Origin of the sequence: Nafulsella turpanensis ZLM-10 (assembly GCF_000346615.1) — a bacterium.
Classification (GTDB): domain Bacteria; phylum Bacteroidota; class Bacteroidia; order Cytophagales; family Cyclobacteriaceae; genus Nafulsella; species Nafulsella turpanensis.
This window is the reverse complement of the sequence record NZ_ANNU01000054.1, coordinates 23,772-44,026: the sequence shown is the minus strand read 5'-3', so window position 1 is coordinate 44,026 and position 20,255 is coordinate 23,772. Positions and strand designations below refer to the sequence as shown.

At 46.7% G+C, this 20,255-nt stretch carries 18 protein-coding genes and 1 tRNA gene; 11 read left to right on the top strand and 8 right to left on the bottom strand.

Annotated features, from left to right (window positions below):
* Positions 1–65 precede the first annotated feature (65 nt).
* The 4 genes from F752_RS0119020 to rsfS form a co-directional block, all read right to left on the bottom strand.
* Positions 66–878 carry a hypothetical protein gene (locus tag F752_RS0119020; RefSeq protein WP_017733339.1) on the bottom strand — a complete coding sequence of 271 codons (813 nt, stop codon included), beginning with the start codon at positions 876–878 and terminating at the stop codon, positions 66–68.
* Complete coding sequence (locus tag F752_RS0119015) at positions 868–1,644, bottom strand: UDP-2,3-diacylglucosamine diphosphatase (protein WP_017733338.1); 777 nt, start codon at positions 1,642–1,644, stop codon at positions 868–870. The genes F752_RS0119020 and F752_RS0119015 overlap by 11 nt, the downstream gene beginning before the upstream one ends.
* 87 nt (positions 1,645–1,731) lie before the next feature.
* Positions 1,732–3,801 carry an ATP-dependent zinc metalloprotease FtsH gene (gene ftsH, locus F752_RS0119010; RefSeq protein ID WP_017733337.1) on the bottom strand — a complete coding sequence of 690 codons (2,070 nt, stop codon included), beginning with the start codon at positions 3,799–3,801 and terminating at the stop codon, positions 1,732–1,734.
* A gap of 67 nt (positions 3,802–3,868) precedes the next feature.
* A complete protein-coding gene (gene rsfS, locus F752_RS0119005; RefSeq protein ID WP_017733336.1) occupies positions 3,869–4,231 on the bottom strand; it encodes a ribosome silencing factor in 363 nt (120 codons plus the stop codon).
* Positions 4,232–4,268: 37 nt separating this feature from the next.
* On the opposite strand from rsfS, the gene F752_RS0119000 reads away from it, so the two are divergent.
* The 4 genes from F752_RS0119000 (at position 4,269) to sucD (ending at position 9,070) form a co-directional block, all read left to right on the top strand.
* Entirely contained in the window at positions 4,269–5,030 is a 762-nt protein-coding gene (locus F752_RS0119000) for a biotin--[acetyl-CoA-carboxylase] ligase (protein WP_017733335.1), read from the top strand.
* 66 nt (positions 5,031–5,096) lie between these two features.
* Positions 5,097–6,386: a cation:proton antiporter gene (locus F752_RS0118995; protein WP_017733334.1), complete on the top strand. Its 1,290-nt coding sequence runs from the start codon at positions 5,097–5,099 to the stop codon at positions 6,384–6,386.
* 320 nt (positions 6,387–6,706) lie between these two features.
* Positions 6,707–8,014: an adenosylhomocysteinase gene (gene ahcY / locus F752_RS0118985; protein WP_017733333.1), complete on the top strand. Its 1,308-nt coding sequence runs from the start codon at positions 6,707–6,709 to the stop codon at positions 8,012–8,014.
* Positions 8,015–8,176: 162 nt separating this feature from the next.
* Entirely contained in the window at positions 8,177–9,070 is an 894-nt protein-coding gene (gene sucD / locus F752_RS0118980; protein WP_026135847.1) for a succinate--CoA ligase subunit alpha, read from the top strand.
* 278 nt (positions 9,071–9,348) lie between these two features.
* On the opposite strand, the gene asnS is transcribed toward sucD, so the two are convergent.
* Complete coding sequence (gene asnS / locus F752_RS0118975) at positions 9,349–10,797, bottom strand: asparagine--tRNA ligase (protein WP_017733330.1); 1,449 nt, start codon at positions 10,795–10,797, stop codon at positions 9,349–9,351.
* A gap of 196 nt (positions 10,798–10,993) precedes the next feature.
* Between asnS and rpoN the strand changes: the two genes are divergently transcribed.
* From rpoN to F752_RS0118960, 3 genes are all read left to right on the top strand, one after another.
* Positions 10,994–12,439 (top strand): RNA polymerase factor sigma-54, encoded by a 1,446-nt coding sequence (gene rpoN, locus F752_RS0118970; protein WP_017733329.1) that lies wholly within the window; start codon positions 10,994–10,996, stop codon positions 12,437–12,439.
* Entirely contained in the window at positions 12,440–13,168 is a 729-nt protein-coding gene (locus tag F752_RS0118965; RefSeq protein WP_017733328.1) for a hypothetical protein, read from the top strand.
* Positions 13,169–13,253: 85 nt separating this feature from the next.
* Positions 13,254–14,033 carry an enoyl-CoA hydratase/isomerase family protein gene (locus F752_RS0118960; RefSeq protein WP_017733327.1) on the top strand — a complete coding sequence of 260 codons (780 nt, stop codon included), beginning with the start codon at positions 13,254–13,256 and terminating at the stop codon, positions 14,031–14,033.
* A 152-nt stretch (positions 14,034–14,185) separates the two neighbouring features.
* Here F752_RS0118960 and F752_RS0118955 read toward each other — a convergent pair whose 3' ends face one another.
* Positions 14,186–14,998: an outer membrane beta-barrel protein gene (locus tag F752_RS0118955; protein WP_152425208.1), complete on the bottom strand. Its 813-nt coding sequence runs from the start codon at positions 14,996–14,998 to the stop codon at positions 14,186–14,188.
* Between the two features lie 155 nt (positions 14,999–15,153).
* Between F752_RS0118955 and F752_RS0118950 the strand changes: the two genes are divergently transcribed.
* Positions 15,154–15,227: transfer RNA gene (locus F752_RS0118950), tRNA-Arg, on the top strand.
* A gap of 52 nt (positions 15,228–15,279) precedes the next feature.
* Here F752_RS0118950 and F752_RS0118945 read toward each other — a convergent pair.
* Positions 15,280–15,894, bottom strand: a complete 615-nt coding sequence (locus F752_RS0118945) for a TlpA family protein disulfide reductase (RefSeq protein ID WP_236614036.1) — start codon at positions 15,892–15,894, stop codon at positions 15,280–15,282.
* Between the two features lie 395 nt (positions 15,895–16,289).
* Between F752_RS0118945 and F752_RS0118935 the strand changes: the two genes are divergently transcribed.
* On the top strand, positions 16,290–16,871 hold the full coding sequence (locus tag F752_RS0118935) for a Crp/Fnr family transcriptional regulator (protein WP_017733323.1): 582 nt from the start codon (positions 16,290–16,292) through the stop codon (positions 16,869–16,871).
* A 171-nt stretch (positions 16,872–17,042) separates the two neighbouring features.
* On the top strand, positions 17,043–17,876 hold the full coding sequence (ygiD, locus tag F752_RS0118930) for a 4,5-DOPA-extradiol-dioxygenase (protein ID WP_026135844.1): 834 nt from the start codon (positions 17,043–17,045) through the stop codon (positions 17,874–17,876).
* 153 nt (positions 17,877–18,029) lie between these two features.
* On the opposite strand, the gene F752_RS25890 is transcribed toward ygiD, so the two are convergent.
* Positions 18,030–19,712, bottom strand: coding sequence for a GAF domain-containing sensor histidine kinase (locus tag F752_RS25890; RefSeq protein ID WP_160164142.1), 1,683 nt, complete (start codon positions 19,710–19,712; stop codon positions 18,030–18,032).
* A gap of 112 nt (positions 19,713–19,824) precedes the next feature.
* On the opposite strand from F752_RS25890, the gene trxA reads away from it, so the two are divergent.
* Positions 19,825–20,130 (top strand): thioredoxin, encoded by a 306-nt coding sequence (gene trxA, locus F752_RS0118920; RefSeq protein WP_017733320.1) that lies wholly within the window; start codon positions 19,825–19,827, stop codon positions 20,128–20,130.
* Positions 20,131–20,255: the final 125 nt, after the last annotated feature.

Genomic DNA, 20,255 nt, shown 5'->3' with positions numbered 1-20,255 from the left:
GGGGGGCTGCCATTAAATTGCTTAATAGCAATTGTACCGGCTAAAGTAGTTCCGCAGGTGTGCTTTTAGGGAAGCTGGCGGTAAGCCGTAGCTATTTCCTCATTGAAGAAAAAATAAATTTCCTCGCTGTAAAGAAGGTGCGTGTAGGGGCCCCCTTCGGGTAGGGCAAAACTATCGGGTTTCCCACCGTAAAGCGGAAAGCGAAGCAGGCTGTCAGCCGTAAGTAGGAGCAGCTGATCATCGGCAAAGGTGTAGTGAATCCACTCCGGCAGAGGCAACATTTTTTCAAAAGTGCCCAGGCAGTCAAATACATACAGCCGGTTCTGGGTGAACAGGTATAATTTATGCTGATACTCCTTTAGGGCTTCAATATTAAAAGTGCTTTCCTGCCCGAACTGGCTAAGATTTACCGTCGTTAGGAGCTCCCTGCGTCCGGGCGCCCATTTTTTAAGTTGCAGGGAACCGGCATCTGCCACCCAAAGGGTATTGCCCGCCGACCAGCTAAGAGCCGTGGCATAACCGAATAAATCGGGAGGGAGTCGCTCTGTACTCAGCAAATTTAAAAAGCGATCGAGGAAAAGCAACTGCTGACTATTTTCATCGAAGCTCCCGATTTGCAGACCTGCTTTGGCATCGAGTGCGGTATAGTAAGCGGCCGATTGGGGCGAATAGGTATAGAGCAACTCTCCGGTGGGCGTGTAACTGCTAATTTCTCCTTCGCGAGTGGCAACATAAATGCGGCCATAGGTATCTGCTGCAACTGTTACCGGCGGCTCTATGTGAAAGGCGTATAAACGCTGGAAAGTCTGGGCCTGCAGAAGGGAGGACCAGCAGCTTAGGTAAACGGCACCAAATAGCAAGAGCGCTTTAAGCTTCATCTTTAAATTGGTGAAGGTTCATTTTTTTGCCGTCGAATACCCCATAGGTGTTATGGCTGAGCCACTCCCCCAGATTGATATAACGGCTTTCGGAGGCTACTTCCAGGTCGAGCGGCAGGTGGCGGTGGCCAAATACATAGTAGTCATGATGTTGTGCCCCTTCCACTTCCTTACAGTACGCCAGCAGCCACTCATTCTCTCCTAAAAAGATGCTATCCTTTTCCATATGGCTGGCCCTGCTGGTTTTAGACCATGTATTGGCTATTCCAATGCCTAAATCGGGATGAACCTTACCAAACAGCCAGATGCTGAGAGGGTTTCGGAACACCTTCTTGAGCATTTTAAAGCGGCGATCTCCCGGGCCAAGGCCGTCGCCATGGCCGAGCATAAAACGGCTTTCGTTAATGTGGAAAGACAGAGGCTGGTGGTATACGGAAATGCCGAACTCTTCCGGAAAGTAATTCTTCATCCACATATCGTGGTTACCGCTAAAGATATAGATAGGCAGGCCGGCATCGCTCATTTCGGCTAGTTTCCCCTGCAGGCGGACTCCACCTTTAGGAACGGCATGCTTATACTCGAACCAGAAATCAAACAGGTCGCCAAGCAGGAAAAGTGCATGGGCATCGGCGCTTATGCTGTCGAGCCAGCGAACGATTTTTTTTTCGCGCTCTATGCTTTTCTTTCGGTTTGGGGCACCTAAATGAAAATCGGATGCAAAGTAAACTTTCTTGCCGGCAGGGAGCCGGATGTCCTTCAGGTTCATATCCTGTTTGCTCTTATCAATAATAAAAAGAAAAGATCAGGCCGCAAAGTACCTGATCTTTTCTGTATGCTTAAAAGCTTATGAGGCTTATTTATTTGTTTTATCTTCAGAAGAGTCGTCCTTTTTTTCCGTCTTTTCTACTTCAACAGGCTCCTCTTCCTCAATAATGGTAGTAGCATCTGGTGCCTGTACAGAGGTTTCCAGCTCTCCGTTCGTAAACTTCTGGTAAGTCGTTTGCCTTTCGAAAGGGCGAGGACCTATCAGGCGAACCAGGTCGGACTGGAAGATGATCTCCTTCTCCAGCAGCTCCTTTGCTATTATTTCCAGCTCTTTAATTTTCGACCTCAGCAGGTCGAGTGTGTGCTGGTAAGCCTTGTCTACAATCAGGCGAACTTCCTGGTCAATAGTTTCAGAGGTTGCTTCGGAGTAGGGCTTGTTAAAGCTGTAGTCGTTTTGCTTGGCATCGTAGAACGAAATATTACCAATCTTTTCGTTCATACCATAAATGGAAACGATGCTGTAGGCCAGCTTGGTAATTCGTTCCAGGTCGCTAAGTGCACCGGTCGAGATTTTTCCGAATACAATCTGCTCGGCAGCACGGCCACCAAGGGTCATGCACATTTCGTCGAAGAGCTGCTCGGTCTGGTACAGGAACTGCTCTTTAGGCAGGTACTGCGCATAGCCAAGCGCGGCTACTCCACGAGGTACGATACTTACTTTAACCAATGGGTCGGCATGTTCGAGGAACCAGCCAGCTACGGCATGGCCCGCTTCGTGGTAGGCAACAATCTTTTTCTCTTCAGGAGAAATAATCTTGTTCTTCTTCTCTAAACCACCAATTACACGGTCAACCGCATCCTGGAAGTCCTGCATATCTACCATTTGTTTGTCGCGTCGGGCGGCAATAAGGGCCGCTTCGTTACAAACGTTGGCTATTTCGGCACCGGCAAAACCCGGCGTCTGGGCAGCCAGTTTTTTGGCATCAATGTCGCTTGCTATCTTAATAGGCTCCAGGTGTACTTTAAAGATAGCTTCACGGCCTACAATATCGGGCTTGTCGATGCTAATCTGGCGGTCGAAGCGGCCAGGGCGTAGCAGGGCAGAGTCCAGGATATCGGGACGGTTGGTTGCACCTAATATAATTACACCAGAGTCGGTAGAGAAACCATCCATTTCTACCAGCAGGGAGTTAAGGGTGTTTTCTCTTTCATCGTTACTGCCCGGCATTTGGCCGCGGCCACGGCTACGTCCAATAGCGTCAATCTCATCGATAAAGATAATACAGGGCGCTTTTTCCTTGGCTTGTTTAAAGAGGTCGCGCACCCTTGCGGCACCTACCCCTACAAACATTTCTACAAAGTCGGAACCTGAAAGGGAGAAGAAAGGTACGCCGGCTTCTCCGGCTACTGCTTTGGCTAAAAGGGTTTTACCGGTACCGGGAGGGCCCACAAGCAGAGCACCTTTAGGAATTTTACCTCCCAGTTTGGTGAATTTGCCAGGGTTTTTCAGGAATTCAACAATTTCCTGTATTTCCTCTTTTGCCTCATCGAGTCCGGCCACATTGCCGAAGGTAATTTTTACTTTATTCTCTGCATCAAAAAGGGCTGCTTTAGATTTGCCTATGTTAAAGATTTGTCCGCCGGGGCCTCCGCCACCGGTCATACGGCGCATCAGGAACCAGAAGCCAAAAAGGATTAAGAAAACAAAGCCCCAGCTAAAGAACATATCGGTAAAGTTCTGCCGGGTATCTACTTCATAACCTACCTGCTGATCTTCAGGCAGCTCATCTTCCACCTCTGAAAACTGCTCCACAAACACTTCGTCGCTGCTAATTTTCAGGCTATAATGAGGCCCTTCGGCAGTAGAGGTAAACGGCTGATCCTTGAGCGCTTCCTGGTGTACAGGCTCTTCCAGTGCTTCAGGAGTAAGGGTAATTTCTACCAGGTCCTGGTTCGATATGAGTTCTACTCTGGCTACATCGCCCGATCTCATCATTTGTTCAAACTCACGGTGGGTGGTAGGGACGGTTGAATTTGTTCTGCTTAACCACAACACGGCAAAAATCAACACCAGTAGCGCAATAATAATATAGGCCTGGTAATTTGGTTTTTGCGGTGGTTTGGGGATTATCTTTTTTCTATTTGGTTTTTCTGCCATTAGTTCGGTATATGTATATTCTGTATTTAAACTAAATAAAGAGGATTAAAGTATCCGCTAAAAGGCTTTATTCTGCAATTTCTGTTAGAACGGCATCTCCCCACAGCTCCTCAAGCCCAAAGAACTCCCGTCTTTCTTTTTTAAAGATATGCACTACTACATCAACATAATCAATTAGTATCCACTCTTTGTTTTGCTTGCCTTCTTTTTGCCAGGGGTGCTGTCTGAGGTTTTTATAGACTTGTTCTTCTACGGCCTCGCTAATAGCATCGAGCTGGGTATCGGAATTACCAGTACAGATTACAAAATAATCGGCTACTGCATTTTTTACTTTTTTGAGGTCAAGAACTACGATATTGCTTGCTTTTCGGTCTTGCATGCCCTCAATGACAACAGATTTTAAATAATCTGAATTTGTTTTATCTTCCATTCGGGGTTTTTAAATTGCTCAACAAATTTACTAAATTTTGAATAAAATATTTGCCCAAACGCTTTTTCTGGGAAAGAACCTCATAGACCTGCCAGAGTGTCATTCTACTAATACAATTGCTGCCGAATTGTTAAGCCGGCAATCTGTAGCAGAGGGAAGCGTGGTTACGACCGACCATCAAACGGCCGGTCGCGGGCAGCGTGGAAACAGTTGGGAGGCCGCTGCAGGCAAAAATTTAACTTTTTCTATAATTCTTAAACCTTCCTTCCTGCATGTACAGGAACAGTTTAGTCTTAACATTATCACATCCCTTGCCATTTATGATTTACTGACAGAATTGCTGCCTCCGGGCCTTTCAATCAAATGGCCAAACGATATCTATTACTACCAGCAAAAACTGGGCGGTATTTTAATCGAGAACACATTAAAGAACACCAGTTTGGAGTGGAGTGTTCTGGGAATAGGCCTGAATGTAAACCAAACCCGCTTTAAAGACGGTAAAGCCAGTTCTATGGCCATTATTGCCGGTAAAGATTTTGCTCGTGCTGCTGTTTTAGAACGCCTGCTCCTGAAGCTCGAAAGTCGATACCTGCAACTGAAAGCGGGGGGTGTGGCAGCTCTCCGCAAAGAATACCTGAGCCGCCTCTACTGGTTGGGAGAGGTACATACTTTTCGCTCTGCCGGCGAAGACTTTAACGGGAAAATAATTGGTATTGATAAAGTAGGGCGCCTGGCCGTTTGCCTGCCGGATGATGAAATCCGCTACTTCTGGATAAAAGAAATTGAATTTATCCGCTAATTAATGGTCCTTTATTTTTAAACTTAAATACTTCTCCTGCGTTAGCCAACTGTTAAGGCGTATTTTATGGAGTTGGAAAAAGAGTTTTATAACCTGGCAATAATTTTACTGGGGCTGGCAATTTTAGGTGTCACCTGGTTGCCCAATATACTGTCGAATAAGCCGCTGTCTTATCCTGTTATTTATGTAGTGCTGGGGTTTCTATTATATAAGCTTCCTGTTAATCTTCCTAGTCCCCTGCCCCACCTTAACAGCAGGTTTGTGGTCCATCTCACAGAGTTTTGTGTTATTGTTTCGCTTGCGGGGGTAGGGCTCAAGATTGATCGCCCTTTAAAATGGAAATACTGGCGCCAGCTTTTTCAGTTGCTGATTATTGCCATGATAGTAAGCTTTACCCTTTTTGCCGCTGCTTCTTACCTATATGTTGGCTTTACCATTGCCGGAGCAGTTTTGCTGGCGGCCGCACTTTCACCAACCGACCCGGTGTTGGCTGCCGATGTGCAGGTTGGCCCTCCCGGGGAGGAAGAGGAGCAGAAGGATAAATTTTTGCTCACGGCAGAGGCCGGCTTTAACGACGGTTTGGCATTTCCTTTGGTATTCCTGGCTATTTTACTGGCAACCTTACCTGACTTTGGCGAAGTAATGAAAGATTGGCTGGTGCATAAGTTACTGTACAAGCTAAGTGTCGGAATTATTGGTGGTTGGTTGCTGGGCCTAATTTTTCGGCGAATTTTCGTGCTGTTCCAGCGGATTGAATTAACAAATGTATCAGATGGGTTTGTGTCGCTGGCCCTTACCCTCTTAACCTATGGCATTATTGAAATAGCGGGTGGTTATGGCTTTTTGTCGGTTTTTATAGGAGCACTTATCTTTTCCAGAAATACAAAAAGCCATTCCTCAGAAGAGGGCGTAAGGTTTGAGTTCCGGAAGGAGCTGCACAACTTTACCGACCAGCTGGAAAGACTCCTGATTGTAGTGATTCTATTTCTGTTCGGAGCGATAATTTCAGCCGGTTTATTTGATTACCTGAGCTGGAAGGGAGTGGTTGCAGGCACAATCTTCATCTTTATTATAAGGCCGCTGGCTGGCTGGCTTAGCCTTATAGGCACCAGTCTCAATGGTCGGCAGAAATGGCTGGTAAGCTTTTTCGGTATCCGGGGCGTTGGCTCCCTTTTTTACCTTTCTTTCGGGCTGAGCCATGTCAGTTTTGCTGCCGATAAGTCTTTGGAATTATGGGCGGTAGCCGCCTATACCATTCTGCTTTCCGTTTTTGTTCATGGCATTCTGGCCTATCCGGCTACTAAATGGGCGCAGCAAATCAACTCTTCCGGCTGTACAGGGTGCACAGAAAAATAATGAGAGATAGCAATAAGTGATGGTTAGGGGAGTTGCAACAGATGTTCTTTTGCTGGGGACATAATTTTTTGAACATTATGGCTGGAAGTATGTTTTTATTCTGGCACGCATGAATTTTTAAGACAGTCAACCTGCTTTCCAGTTTCCTGTTAAGAGCCCAATTCCCTTTGGTGAGATGCGCTATGCAAAAGGGTTCTGCTGCCGGTGAAGCTTTAGTTCTTTCTCTACAATGGAAACATTCATGGAAAATGGCTGCTTTGTTTGCTGTGCATCTTTTTAGTAATTTTGTATTAGAATATATTGGCTGAAAATTTTTGAAAATGTTAGAAACAAAAGAAAAGTACAAAGTAAAAGACATTTCTCTGGCTGACTGGGGAAGAAAAGAAATCAGGTTAGCCGAGGCGGAAATGCCCGGTTTGATGGGCCTCCGCGAAGAGTACGGCTCTAAGAAGCCTCTGAAAGGAGCTCGTATTGCCGGATGTCTGCACATGACCATCCAAACAGCAGTGCTCATCGAAACGCTCGTGGAGCTGGGTGCTGAAGTAACCTGGTCGAGCTGTAATATTTTTTCTACACAGGACCACGCTGCCGCGGCTATTGCCGCTGCCGGTATCCCTGTGTATGCCTGGAAAGGAATGAATGAAGAAGAATTTAACTGGTGTATCGAGCAGACACTTTTTGCTTTCAAAGATGGAAAGCCACTGAACATGATTCTTGATGATGGTGGTGACCTTACCAATATGGTAATCGATAACTACCCTGAGCTGGTAGATGGTATCAAAGGTCTTTCTGAAGAAACAACCACCGGTGTTCACCGTCTGTATGAGCGCATGCGCAAAGGAACTCTTCCAATGCCTGCCATTAACGTAAACGACTCCGTAACCAAGTCGAAGTTCGATAATAAGTATGGCTGTAAAGAGTCGTTAGTAGATGCTATACGCCGTGCAACAGACGTTATGCTGGCTGGTAAAGTAGCTGTAGTGGCAGGGTATGGCGATGTGGGTAAAGGTTCTGCGGCCTCTCTTCGCGGAGCAGGTGTGCGTGTTATCGTTACCGAAATCGACCCGATTTGTGCGCTGCAGGCTGCCATGGATGGTTTTGAAGTGAAGAAGATGGTAAATGCCGTTAAGGAAGCCGATATTGTAGTCACGGCCACCGGCAATAAGGATATCATCACCGGAGAGCATTTCAAGCTCATGAAAGACAAGGCTATTGTATGTAACATCGGTCACTTCGATAACGAAATTGATGTTGCATGGCTGAAGAAGAACTACGGACATACGCACGACAATATAAAGCCGCAGGTAGATCTGTTTAATGTAGATGGAAATGACATCATTCTGCTGGCCGAAGGTCGCCTGGTGAACCTGGGTTGTGGTACCGGCCACCCAAGCTTTGTAATGTCGAACTCCTTTACCAACCAAACGCTTGCGCAAATGGAGCTTTGGGAGAATAACGACAAGTACGAAAATGCTGTGTATATGCTTCCTAAGCATCTGGATGAGAAAGTTGCTGCTTTCCACCTGCCAAAAATTGGTGTGGAACTTGACGAGCTTACCAAAGACCAGGCCGAGTACATTGGTGTGGAAGTAAATGGTCCGTTCAAGCCAGAATACTACCGTTACTAACTAATTAGTTTGCCTGTTTGAATTTGAGAGCCCCCTGCCTGCAGGGGGCTTTTATGTTTGCTGTTTAGCAGGCATGGAGGAGTGGAAGAAGAGGGCTTTCGCAAAAACCTTTGTTTAAGCCATCAAAACTTTTATTTTTGTGCAAAATTAAAATTACAGCGCATGAGTGTTCTAGTAAATAAAGATTCTAAAGTGATCGTACAGGGCTTTACCGGCTCAGAAGGTACGTTTCATGCAGGACAAATGATCGAGTATGGTACAAATGTGGTAGGTGGCGTAACTCCTGGTAAAGGAGGGCAAACACACCTCGATAAGCCTGTATTTAATTCTGTAGCTGAGGCTGTAGAAAAAGCAGGTGCCAATGTATCCATCATTTTTGTGCCACCTGCCTTCGCAGCCGATGCTATTATGGAAGCGGCCGATGCAGGTATTAAAGTGATCATTGCCATTACAGAAGGTATTCCTGTAAAAGATATGATGGTAGCCAAAGACTACCTCAAAGGAAAAGATGTAGTGCTGATAGGCCCTAACTGCCCGGGTGTTATTACCCCTGGTGAAGCAAAGGTGGGGATTATGCCAGGCTTTGTGTTTAAGAAAGGCCGTATCGGTATCGTATCTAAGTCAGGTACGCTTACCTACGAAGCAGCCGACCAGATTGTAAAAGCTGGTTTGGGAATTTCTACTGCCATTGGTATCGGTGGTGATCCTATTATTGGTACACCAACCAAAGAGGCTGTAGAAATGCTGATGAATGACGAGGAAACTGATGCCATTGTAATGATTGGTGAGATTGGTGGTAACTACGAAGCATTAGCCGCCCGCTGGATCAGGGAAACCGGAAACAAGAAGCCAGTTGTAGGCTTTATTGCCGGCCAGACTGCGCCTGCCGGTCGTCGTATGGGCCATGCCGGTGCCATTATTGGGGGTGCTGAAGATACTGCAGAAGCCAAAATGAAAATAATGCGCGAATGTGGTCTTCATGTGGTGGACTCTCCTGCCAACATTGGTGAGACGATGCTGGAAGCCCTTAAAAAAGCAGGGGTAAAAACAGCTTAAAGAGTATTGAGTAGCGGATATAAGGTGTTTAGACTGAATGTGCGCTGCTTAAAACTAAATTGCAAACGAAACAGAAAGCCATCCTTTGAAGAAGAGGGTGGCTTTTTTTGCATAAAGTCCCGCCCTTCAATAAGATAAGAGACCAGAAATTGCCTGTAGGTCAACTCAGAGAGTTGATATTTTTCGTCTGGAGCCCAACCATGGCATTGGATCCATTGAGATACAAAAAAAAGCCCCGGTGTCCTGCCGTGGCTTTTTTAATATTGTTGTTTTTCTCCTTAAAATTCGGCATTGCCGGGGAAGCGCGGGAAGGGGATTACATCGCGGATGTTGGTCATGCCGGTAACAAAGAGCATCAGGCGCTCAAAGCCCAGTCCGAAGCCACTGTGTGGAGCAGTCCCGAACTTGCGTGTTTCGAGGTACCACCAGAGGTCTTCTTCGTGTATATCAATGGCTGCCGCTCTTTCTTTTAACTCCTCATAGCGCTCTTCTCTTTGTGAACCACCGACTATTTCGCCAATTCCCGGGAACAGGATATCCATGGCCCGTACTGTCTTATTATCTTCGTTGCGGCGCATATAAAAAGCCTTAATGGCTGCCGGATAGTCGAACAGGATAACAGGCTTTTTAAAATGCTTTTCTACCAAGTAGCGCTCGTGCTCCGACTGCAGGTCGGCTCCCCATTCTTCAATCAGGTAGTTAAACTTCTTTTTCTTATTGGGTTTAGAGTTCTTCAGAATTTCAATGGCTTCGGTATAGCTCAGGCGTTCGAAATCATTGTCGAGGATAAAACGCAGCCGCTCGATAAGACCCAGTTCATTTCGCTCTACCTGTGGCTTATTCTTTTCTTCTTCTGCTGCACGGGCATCGAGGAACTCCAAATCATCTGTGCAGTTATCCAGCGCGTAGCGAATCAGGTATTTAAGCATTTCCTCAGCTAAATCCATATTCCCTTCCAGCTCCACGAAGGCCATTTCCGGTTCTATCATCCAGAATTCAGCCAGGTGGCGGCTGGTGTTGGAGTTCTCTGCCCTGAAAGTGGGGCCGAAAGTATAAATTTCTCCCAGCGCAAGCGCACCGAGCTCACCCTCTAGTTGTCCGCTTACCGTAAGATTGGTTTCCTTTTCAAAGAAGTCTTCTTTAAAGTTTACCTTACCTTCTTCGGTGCGAGGGAGCTTGTCGAGGTCAAGGGTGGTTACGCGGAACATCTCTCCGGCACCTTCGGCATCGGAGCCTGTAATGATAGGGGTATGCAGATTGACAAAACCCTTTTCATGAAAAAATTTGTGCACCGCATAGGCCATGGCATGGCGCATTCGGAAAACAGCGCCAAAAGTGTTGGTGCGCATGCGGAGGTGCGCTATCTCGCGCAGAAACTCCAGTGAATGTTTTTTAGGCTGTAGCGGGTATTTTTCAGGATCGGCTTCGCCTAAAACCTGAATCGAATGTGCCTGTAATTCGACAGACTGTCCCTGCCCCTGGGAAGCAACGAGTGTGCCCTCTATAGCCAGTGCCGCGCCGGTGGTAATTTTCCTGAGCACCTCCTCACTTGTTTTGGCAGGGTCGGCTACTACCTGTATGTTTTTAATGGTAGAACCATCGTTGAGGGCGATAAAAGCTACATTTTTATTTTCGCGCTTGGTACGTACCCAGCCCTTAATAGTATAGGTCTTGCCTTCTGTGCCGTTGCTTAAAAGTTCCTTTATTTTGGTTCGTTGCTGTGCCAAGGGTGTGGGGTTAAGTTTTTTATTAAAAGGTTTTTAATCTTCTGCAATATTACTAAACAGTTTAAAAATGCAAAACCTTGTGACGTGTAAACGTTTAATATGAGAAAAGATGCTATTTTAAAAATGCCAATATCGTCAAATACAGAAAAAGTAATAAATTTACATACTCAACAATTGCTAAATCAAAGCAGCCCGTATGCAGAAGCTTAGTTTAAGTCAAACCTTATCGCAAAAGTTGTCTCCTCAGCAGATACAGTTTATTAAGCTGCTGCAGGTGCCTACGGCTGAGCTGGAATCGCGCATAGAAGAAGAGCTTGAAATTAACCCGGCGCTGGAAGAAGGACGCGAAGAAGAGGAAAAGACAGATAATAACGATGATTTTGAGGACGACTATAACGAAAAAGATGATATAGATGTAGATGATTACCTGCGCGACGATGAGTTCGGCGGGTATAAAATGCAGGGCGACGGCAACTATAATGAGGATGAAAAGAATATGCCGCTGCCCATGACCACCACCCTCACGGAGCAGTTGCTCGACCAGTTAGGTTATTTGCGACTCGACGAAAGGGAGCATACGGTGGCCATGCAGCTGATAGGTAGTATCGAGTCTGACGGCTATATACGGCGCGAGCTCGATGCCATTGCCAATGACCTTGCCTTTTCGCAAAACATCCGTACCGACGAGGAAGAGCTGGAAAGGATCCTTCGAATGATACAGGAGTTCGACCCGCCCGGAATAGGGGCAAGAAACCTGCAGGAATGCCTCCTTCTTCAATTATACCGTAAGCGCGATGCGGGGCAGAATGGCCCGGTGGAAGTGGCTATTACTATTCTGGAAGACCATTTCGAAGAATTCACCAAAAAGCATTACAAGAAGATTATAAAAAGGCTGAACATGGAAAGCGAGGAGGAGCTGAAAGAAGCCATCGATACCATAGTACGGCTAAACCCGAAGCCCGGAGGGGTAGGAAACTCTCTTGCCAGAACGCAATACCTCATGCCCGACTTCATTCTTACAAACGATAACGGTAAGCTGGAGCTCTCGCTGAATTCACGTAATGCTCCCGACCTGCGCATCAGCCGCTCTTATTCAGAAATGCTCGATTCTTACGATAAGAGCAATAAAAAGGATAAGAAGTTAAAAGAAACCGTGAGCTTTGTAAAGCAGAAGCTCGATGCGGCAAAGTGGTTTATCGATGCCATTAAGCAGCGGCAGCTCACCCTGCTCCACACCATGCAGGCCATTATTGATTACCAGTACGACTATTTCCTTACCGGCGACGAAAGTAAACTGCGCCCCATGATCCTGAAAGATATTGCCGACCGTATTGGTATGGATATCTCGACCGTTTCGCGGGTGGCCAACAGCAAGTCCGTACAAACCGAGTTTGGTATATACCCATTGAAGTATTTCTTTTCAGAGGGCATTTCTACCGATCAGGGAGAGGATGTGAGCAGCCGGGAGGTTAAAAATGCGCTGAAGGAAATGATTGATAATGAAAGTAAACGGAAGCCCCTCTCTGATGAAAAGCTGGAAAAAATGCTGAATGAAAGGGGCTATCAGATTGCCCGTCGCACCGTGGCCAAGTACCGCGAGCAAATGAATATACCGGTGGCACGTTTAAGGAAGGAGTTGTAAGTGGGAGGTAGCAACGGATATGCATCCCTGCATCCGGGGCAGGAGGAGCCGGAGCCGGAAGAGCTTCACTTACAGGAGCCGCAGCAGGAAAAACCACAGGGGCGTTTTCGGTGGCTGGCCGAAGCCATTTCGCTGGTGTTTCATCCTATTGTGATGCCCAGCCTTCTGTTTGCCCTCATTTTTCTTTTGTCGCCCCGGGTAACCGCTCCATTAGCGGCAGATTTGCGTTGGTCTATGCTTAGCCTGCTGGTATTAACCACCCTCATTATTCCGCTGGTGAGTATGCTGGTGCTGTATTATTTCGGGAGTATTCCTAATCTTAAAATGCCCGACCGCCAGGAGAGGCGCATGCCCTTCTTATTTATTTCCATCTTTTATGCTGTTACCACTTACTTTTTCATCACAAAGTACCAGCACTTTATTCACATAAACATCATGCTGACCGGCATCACCTTTGTTATTTTTATGGTGAGTATTATATCGCTTTACTGGAAAATAAGTGCACATAGTGCGGCTGTGGGAGGTGTGGTTGGTTTTATGGCTTCTTTTTCGCTTGTATACCACGATGCGCTGCTGCTTTATGGGTTGGTTGGTATGGTGGTAGTAGCGGGGGCTGTAATGTCTGCGCGACTGTACCTGCACGAGCATCAGCCGGCAGAAGTGTGGACAGGCAGCATGCTGGGGCTGCTGGTAAGTATCGCCACTGTTTTCTTCTTTCTTTTTTTCTGAACAGGAAGAAGGCAAACTTTTAAATTTCGGGAGCATTTCTGTAAATTAAGCACTTTGCAACAATTGTTTAACCTATCAATTAGTCATGTATCAATTTTTAAAATATGAAAAAGAGGGTGGTGTAGCCACCATCACCCTTAACCGGCCGGAAGTTTACAATGCCTTTAATAACGAGCTAAGCTTTGAGTTGCAGGATGCTTTTAAGGCAGTAAAAAAAGACGATGAGGTACGTGTGGTGGTGCTTACCGGCGAAGGAAAAGCGTTCTGTTCCGGCCAGGACCTGAAGGCTTCTCAGGCCGATCCGAACCGTTCCTTTGCCGAGTCGGTACGGAAGCGCTACAATCCCCTTATAAAGGCGATGCGGGAGCTGCCGAAGCCTATTATAGCAAGAGTAAATGGCGTGGCTGCCGGGGCTGGCTGTTCGCTTGTGCTGGCCTGCGATATTGCTGTTGCGGCTGAGGAGGCAAAGCTGATAGAGGTGTTTGTGAATATCGGATTAGTGCCGGACTCCGGTTCCTCTTATTTTCTGCCCCGGCTGGTCGGCTCTGCCAAAGCTTTTGAATTGTGCACCATGGGGTCAAAAGTAAGTGCGCAGGAAGCACTGGAGCTGGGAATGGTGAATAAAGTGGTGCCACTCACACAGCTCGACGAAGCGGTAAAAGGCTTTACGGATTATTACGCATCAGCGCCTACCAAAGCCATCGGACTTATTAAAAAGATGCTGAATAAGTCGCAGCATGCTAATCTGGAAGAGATGCTGGAGTATGAAGCTTACAACCAGGAGATTGCCGGTTCAACTGTCGACCATAAAGAAGGCGTGCAGGCCTTTTTAGAGAAGCGAAAGCCGGTTTACCAGGGGAAATAGAAGCCCGCAAAAACCACTTTCCTTCTGCCTGGCAGGTAAAGGAAAGCGGCATAGGAGGTCAGGGATTTATAAAAGAAAAGGCTGATTGCATGGAAGCAATCAGCCTTTTTTCTTAATTCTTTATATTTAATTATTTCTCCAGTAGAAAGCGATTAAAACAGGTCTACTGCAAGACCAACTCTATAGTTCGTTAAATCCGGAAATTCTTTGTAGATGGCTTTGCCGGCAGCATTGTCCACGCCTGTACGGTGTAAGGGACCACCAAATTCTGTATCAAACAGGTCGGACAGCTGGTATTCAAGAAATACACTAAAGGCTCCATAGCCAATGCGGGTATAGGTGGTATATCGAAAGCGGTTGAGTCCCCACTGGCGCTCGTCTTTCACCTTCCTGGTTTCACCACCTGGCAGCTCGTATTTTACTTTAGTGTGTGCTGCATACAACACCCCAATTTTACCGCCCAAAGCTACGGAAAGACCTGCTGCAGGATTGCTTTTATTAGAGTTAAAGGCAAACTCCAGTGGTATATCTACATAGTTGGCTGCCAGCCGGTTTTTCTCCCATGTGGGAGTATTATATACATCCTGTACTGAGTCCATTACAAGAATGGGGATTTCACTTTCGAAGCCAGGTATTTCATCTGCATCTTTGTAGGTAAGAATGGTATTATTGCTGAACTGGTACTTCTCCAGACCCAGGCCAAGACCGGCATTAAAAGAGAATTTCGAGTCGCCAAGTGGAATTGTATAAAGGTAGTAGATACCTACACTTTTGGAGCGCCATGGGTTAATTTCAAAATCGCGGGGTGCATCGTCAAGGAGATTAAGTCCTACGGAAAGCAGCAGTTTACCGCTAATGTCGGGCTGGTAGGTTTCGTTGGTGACATTATCCGCATCATCCTGAGCAAAAGCAGTAAAAAAAGAGCCGATAGATAACAGGAAGATAAAAGTGAATTTGATTTTCATAAAGAGAATTTTGGCCTTTAAACGATTAGGAAACAAAGTTATTATTTTTTTTAAAGGAACGTAATTTTTCTTTGCATATAAAAATCTTTTATCTACATTTGCAATCCCAAACGACAGTAAACAGGCTTAAAAAATGGCCGGTGTCGCTTTAAAAAGGCCTTGTAGCTCAACTGAATAGAGCATCTGACTACGGATCAGAAGGTTCCAGGTTTGAATCCTGGCAAGGTCACTAAAAAGCCTCTTTATTATTAATAAAGAGGCTTTTTGTTTTTCCTGAATGCCTATGGATCCTGTTCTGGTTTCTGCTGCAGGCTCAGCAGAAAGCTCCTGAAATCTTCGGTATCATAATCTGCCATTCCTTTGTGAGTGAAAGCAAGACTGCCCCTGGCATCGACCACAAAAGTGGCAGGAATGCTCTGACTCCGGTACATGCCGGGCAGTGGACTATCTAGCTGGTATACGTCAAAATCGTAGCCTTTCTTTTTCTGAAACTGTACAGCTTTCTCAAAATCTTCGTCTAGTGATACCATCAGGAAGACAAATTCGTCTGCTCCTATATCCTGGTACAGGCTATTGATGCCCGGCATTTCGGCCACGCAGGGCGGGCACCAGGTAGCCCAGAAGTTGATGAAAATTACTTTCCCACGAAACTCCTCCATATGCACCTCTTCGCCCGAAGCATTGCGCAGCTGAAGGTTAAAGTCTGCCGGTGGGTTTTCTGCGGGAGCTGCTGCTGCAGTCACCTCAGTATCCGGATTGAATAGTCCTGTCTGGAGCAGGCCGCGTTGCAGAAAGCCAATCACTTCGGTATGTAAGCCGGTCAGATAAAGCGTTAATGCAGCTGCGCCAATAAGTCCGTATTCTATCAGGCTCTTTTTTAATTTTCTATTCATCATAATGGCTGTTAAAATTATGGAGGCTGGAAAAAGCTGCCGCCTCAACAGGAATTGGGGAGCATTGAATTAGGTTAAAAGTAGGAAAGATTTCAAATTCCTGCTTTTAAATGTTCTGCTGCGTAGAGCGAGTTCCTATTCCTCCAATTCAGCTTGTAATGTCCGAAAGCCCTCTGGCAGCTTTTTACTTACGAGCCCTTCCGCTGCTGGTTTAGATTCCTGCTCTTCTGCATAATTAAGCATGCTTTTAAAAGGAAGCCGATGCAAAAGTATGGAAATTTACCGCCATTTTCAGGAATAAAAGCCGGTTGCGGCAGAGGCTTTTGCGGGTTTTGCCGGTAACAATTTGTTTGCCACAGCGATTAATCAGCTGAAGTCATCATTTCACTCAAAGGGTCATGTCGCAGGTTTTATTCAACAGCATTCAGCAAAAGGTGCAGCTTTCGGAAATTGAAATGGAGCAATGCAGGGGCTTTTTTTTGGCGAAGAAGCTGCCAAAGAAGCATTATTTGCTGAGGGCAGGAGAGGTGTGCGCCTACATTGCTTTTGTGGAGCAAGGCCTGCTGCGCTCCTATACCATAGATGCGAAAGGAAATGAGCATGTACTGCAGTTTGCCCCTGAAGGCTGGTGGATATCGGACAACTACAGTTTCCTTACCGGCGAGCCTTCTTCTTACTTTATCGATGCCCTGGAAAGGGCTGAGCTGCTCCTCCTGAAGTGTCGGGCGATGGAAGAAATGCTGCAAAAGGTCCCCAAAATGGAGCGCTTCTTTCGCCTGCTTATGCAGAACAACCTTATCGCCCAGCAGCGCCGCACTCTTGGCACACTTAGTTTTTCAGCCGAAGAACGATATATCCGCCTGTTGAATCAGTATCCTGAAATTGTACAGCGCGCCCCGCAGCACCTTATTGCTTCCTACCTCGGTATTACACCCGAAACACTGAGCCGAATCCGCAAGAAAATAGCTTCCAGAGCCTGAGTCCCCATTCCACTTTTTTTCTTTCTTGACTTATGTCAACGGAAAGCTTTCTGGCCATCGCTATTTTTGTGTAGTTCATGCTATGGATTATGGCATTTTGGAGCAGGCCGGCATGTCACCTTTATGAAGCGCAGGAAATTTATCAGAAACATTATATCAGGAGGAGTTGCTATGAGCACTTTATCAGCATTCAACACATTTACCAGCGGGCTTAAGGAAGATGGCTACCTGATGCCGGTGCTGTTTGTCGGCCACGGCTCGCCCATGAACGGGATTGAGAGCAATACCTTCAGCCGACGCTGGGCTGCGCTGGCGCAGGAAATTCCGGTGCCGAAGGCGGTGCTGGTGATATCGGCACACTGGCTGAGCCGCGGCACCCGCATTACGGCCATGGATTTCCCAAAAACCATCCACGACTTTGGTGGCTTCCCGCAGGAGCTGTTTGAGGTGCAGTACCCCGCGCCCGGTAACCCACAGCTGGCAAAGGAAACAGCGCAGCTTTTCAGATCCACCGAACTGGTGCAGGACCACGACTGGGGCCTCGACCACGGCAGCTGGACTATTGTGCGGCATATGTACCCGGAGGCGAATGTGCCGGTGCTGCAGCTGAGCATCGACTTTACCAAAGGGCCGCAGTACCATTACGAGCTGGCCAGGGAACTGTATGGGCTCCGGAAAAAAGGGGTGCTGATTATGGGGAGCGGCAATATGGTGCACAACCTGCGCATGCTTTCCTGGGACAAAATGGCCGAACCGGAATATGGCTTCGACTGGGCACTGCAGCTCAACGAAAAGTTTAAAGAGCACATTGCAGCCGGCAGCCATCAGGCCCTCATCCGCTACGAAAGCATGGGCAGCGAAGCCAGACTGGCTATCCCAACTGTGGAGCATTACCTGCCGCTCCTGTACACGCTTGGGCTGCAGGGGAAGGAGGAGGAGGTCTCCTTCTTTAACGACAAAGCCGTAGGCGGTTCTCTAACCATGACATCGGTAAAGATTGGTTAGGCAGGAAAAAAGAAAGCTGTCATACTAAGTTTGAGGTGGCATTCTGTTTCTACTGGTGAGGCGCCTGCCGGCCGGATAGGTCTCTCAATGGTTGCAGGGGAATTGTCTGCCAGCAATAGGCGGTTGCTTTCTGTTGTGACTCATGAAGCTTCTTTAGCGCTTCATGAGTAATTTAGCTGTAGTGCCATGACTAGTGGCAGATTGAAATTGCAGGCTTCCGCCCAATAGCTCAGCCCTGTCGAAGAGGCTTCTGAGGCCAATTCCCCTTTGACTCCTGCTACGAATGTTTTCGATATCAATTCCCTTTCCGTTATCCGAAACTTCCAGAATAACAGAGTCATTCGATGCTGACAGCTGGATATTGATTTTTGTGGCGTTAGCGTGCTTTACTGCATTCGTTGTAAGCTCCTGAAAAATGCGGTAGAGTTCTTTTTTATGAGCAGGATTTTCAAATGGCTCATCAGTATTCATCTTATAATCCAGCTCAAAATGCAGAGATGCAGATTCGTTCAGCTCGGTGGTTTTTTCTTTAATGAGTTGGTAGAGCGTTTTATTAAGGATGTCGGGTGGGTAAAGGTTGTGCGAAATATGGCGATACTCTTCTATGCTCTTGTCAACAAGGGCGCCAAGGGCGGTTAAGTCTGCATCGGGGTTTTGGGCGCTGAGGAGCTGAAGCTTCATTGATATAGCTGCCATTAAATTGCCCAGACTGTCGTGTAATTCTCTTGCTATTCTTTTTCGTTCATTCTCCTCACCTTTCAGCATGGCATGAATTAAATTATGCTGGTGGTTTTTTTCTTCGGTAATATCATGGGCAGTGCCACTTACCCGTTCGACCTCTCCCTGTTCATTGGTAATGGCTATCCCTTTTTGAAGGAGCCAGGTCGTAGTTCGGTCTTTTCTGTTTATTCTGAATTCTACTGTGTCGGTAGTGGAAGGTTCCATCCTTTGGACAGTCTGTTTTAGAACCTTTCCTCGATCGTCTGGATGTATGAATGCCATCCATTCCTCCTGGTGAACTGGCTGGCCATTCGCTTCCATTCCAAACAGGTGGTACATTTCAGGCGACCAATGCATTTCATTGGTTTTTGCATTCCAGTCCCAGCTTCCAATGCGGGCAGTCTCCTGGGCTTCCATCAGGCGTTCGGCCAGTGTCTTTAATTGTCGCTCAGCCTCCTTTAGTTGATTTTGCTTTTGCAGCGCCTCTTTCCTTAGCTCTAGGCGCTCGACCACCTTTCGTGCCAGGATCTTTAAAATTCTTTGTTGTTCTTCTGTTAATTCCCGGGGGTTGCTGTCGATAATGCAGAGAGTGCCAAGGGCCATTCCATTCGGTGTTATAAGAGGGGCGCCTGCATAAAAACGAATATTAGGGTCCTGAGTTACCAGGGGGTTGTTTTTAAATCGCTCGTCCAGAAGGGCATCTTTTACTATCATTACCTCCTTTGGTCGTTGGATGGCATGCCGGCAAAAGGCGGCTTCTAGGGGCGTTTCCTGAGCAGTAAGGCCTATTTTAGCCTTAAACCATTGTCGTTGCGAATCGAGCAGAGAAATTAAAGAAATAGGAGTGCCGCAGAGAGCAGATGCCAGTTCAACAATATCATCGAACTCCTTCTCCGGGAGAGTATCCAGAATCTGGTATTCCTCTAAAGCGTTAAGTCTTTCCTGTTCAGTCAAATTCAAATATTTGGCTTTCTCTGTTCTGAAGTATCGGGAAGTTAAGCAGGAGGGGTCCTGTAACTTGCCTGGTTTGCCGGCAGTTGCCTTTCTTTCCTGAAAGAAGGTTTCGCCCTTTTGTTTGGTGGAGAGAAGGGGAAGTTTGGCCGAGGCCGGCGGCATACCATACATTATTTCTAAAAAGAGAACAGGAAGCACTGAGGAAATGTTATCAGGAGGAAGAGGGATATTGAGGCCTATTGTATAGCATGAGTTTTAAAGAAGCAGAACAGTGATGAGTCAGAAAAAAAGTTTTCAGGAATTAATAAAGGGAGAGAAGCCGGTGCTGGTTGATTTTTTTGCAACCTGGTGTGGTCCCTGCAAAATGATGCCACCCATTTTAGCAGAGCTTAAAGAGCAGATAGGCGATAAGGCGGCTATTATTAAGATTGATGTAGATAAAAATGGTCCGCTGGCGGCAAAATATGGGGTGCGCGGAGTGCCTACGCTCATGCTTTTTCAGGAGGGGAAGTTGAAGTGGCGGAAGTCGGGTGTTATGCAGGCCCGGCAGCTCCGGCAGGTAATTGAAGAGTATGTATAGGGGAGCCTCACTGGTTCCTCCGTTCTCTTAAAGCCTTTCGGTGGTTTATGGTTTAGCTTTTGTGGCTACTGTTTAAGCAGCAGTATATCTGGCTGCACATTTAAATACTTGTTTATTTTTTCCGA

Excerpts from the sequence above, each read along its gene's own strand:
- F752_RS0119020 (WP_017733339.1), bottom strand. The coding sequence starts at position 878 with ATGAAGCTTAAAGCGCTCTTGCTATTTGGTGCCGTTTACCTAAGCTGC.
- F752_RS0119015 (WP_017733338.1), bottom strand. The coding sequence starts at position 1,644 with ATGAACCTGAAGGACATCCGGCTCCCTGCCGGCAAGAAAGTTTACTTT.
- ftsH (WP_017733337.1), bottom strand. The coding sequence starts at position 3,801 with ATGGCAGAAAAACCAAATAGAAAAAAGATAATCCCCAAACCACCGCAA.
- rsfS (WP_017733336.1), bottom strand. The coding sequence starts at position 4,231 with ATGGAAGATAAAACAAATTCAGATTATTTAAAATCTGTTGTCATTGAG.
- F752_RS0118995 (WP_017733334.1), top strand. The coding sequence starts at position 5,097 with ATGGAGTTGGAAAAAGAGTTTTATAACCTGGCAATAATTTTACTGGGG.
- ahcY (WP_017733333.1), top strand. The coding sequence starts at position 6,707 with ATGTTAGAAACAAAAGAAAAGTACAAAGTAAAAGACATTTCTCTGGCT.
- sucD (WP_026135847.1), top strand. The coding sequence starts at position 8,177 with ATGAGTGTTCTAGTAAATAAAGATTCTAAAGTGATCGTACAGGGCTTT.
- rpoN (WP_017733329.1), top strand. The coding sequence starts at position 10,994 with ATGCAGAAGCTTAGTTTAAGTCAAACCTTATCGCAAAAGTTGTCTCCT.
- F752_RS0118960 (WP_017733327.1), top strand. The coding sequence starts at position 13,254 with ATGTATCAATTTTTAAAATATGAAAAAGAGGGTGGTGTAGCCACCATC.
- F752_RS0118955 (WP_152425208.1), bottom strand. The coding sequence starts at position 14,998 with ATGAAAATCAAATTCACTTTTATCTTCCTGTTATCTATCGGCTCTTTT.
- F752_RS0118945 (WP_236614036.1), bottom strand. The coding sequence starts at position 15,894 with ATGATGAATAGAAAATTAAAAAAGAGCCTGATAGAATACGGACTTATT.
- F752_RS0118935 (WP_017733323.1), top strand. The coding sequence starts at position 16,290 with ATGTCGCAGGTTTTATTCAACAGCATTCAGCAAAAGGTGCAGCTTTCG.
- ygiD (WP_026135844.1), top strand. The coding sequence starts at position 17,043 with ATGAGCACTTTATCAGCATTCAACACATTTACCAGCGGGCTTAAGGAA.
- F752_RS25890 (WP_160164142.1), bottom strand. The coding sequence starts at position 19,712 with ATGCCGCCGGCCTCGGCCAAACTTCCCCTTCTCTCCACCAAACAAAAG.
- trxA (WP_017733320.1), top strand. The coding sequence starts at position 19,825 with ATGAGTCAGAAAAAAAGTTTTCAGGAATTAATAAAGGGAGAGAAGCCG.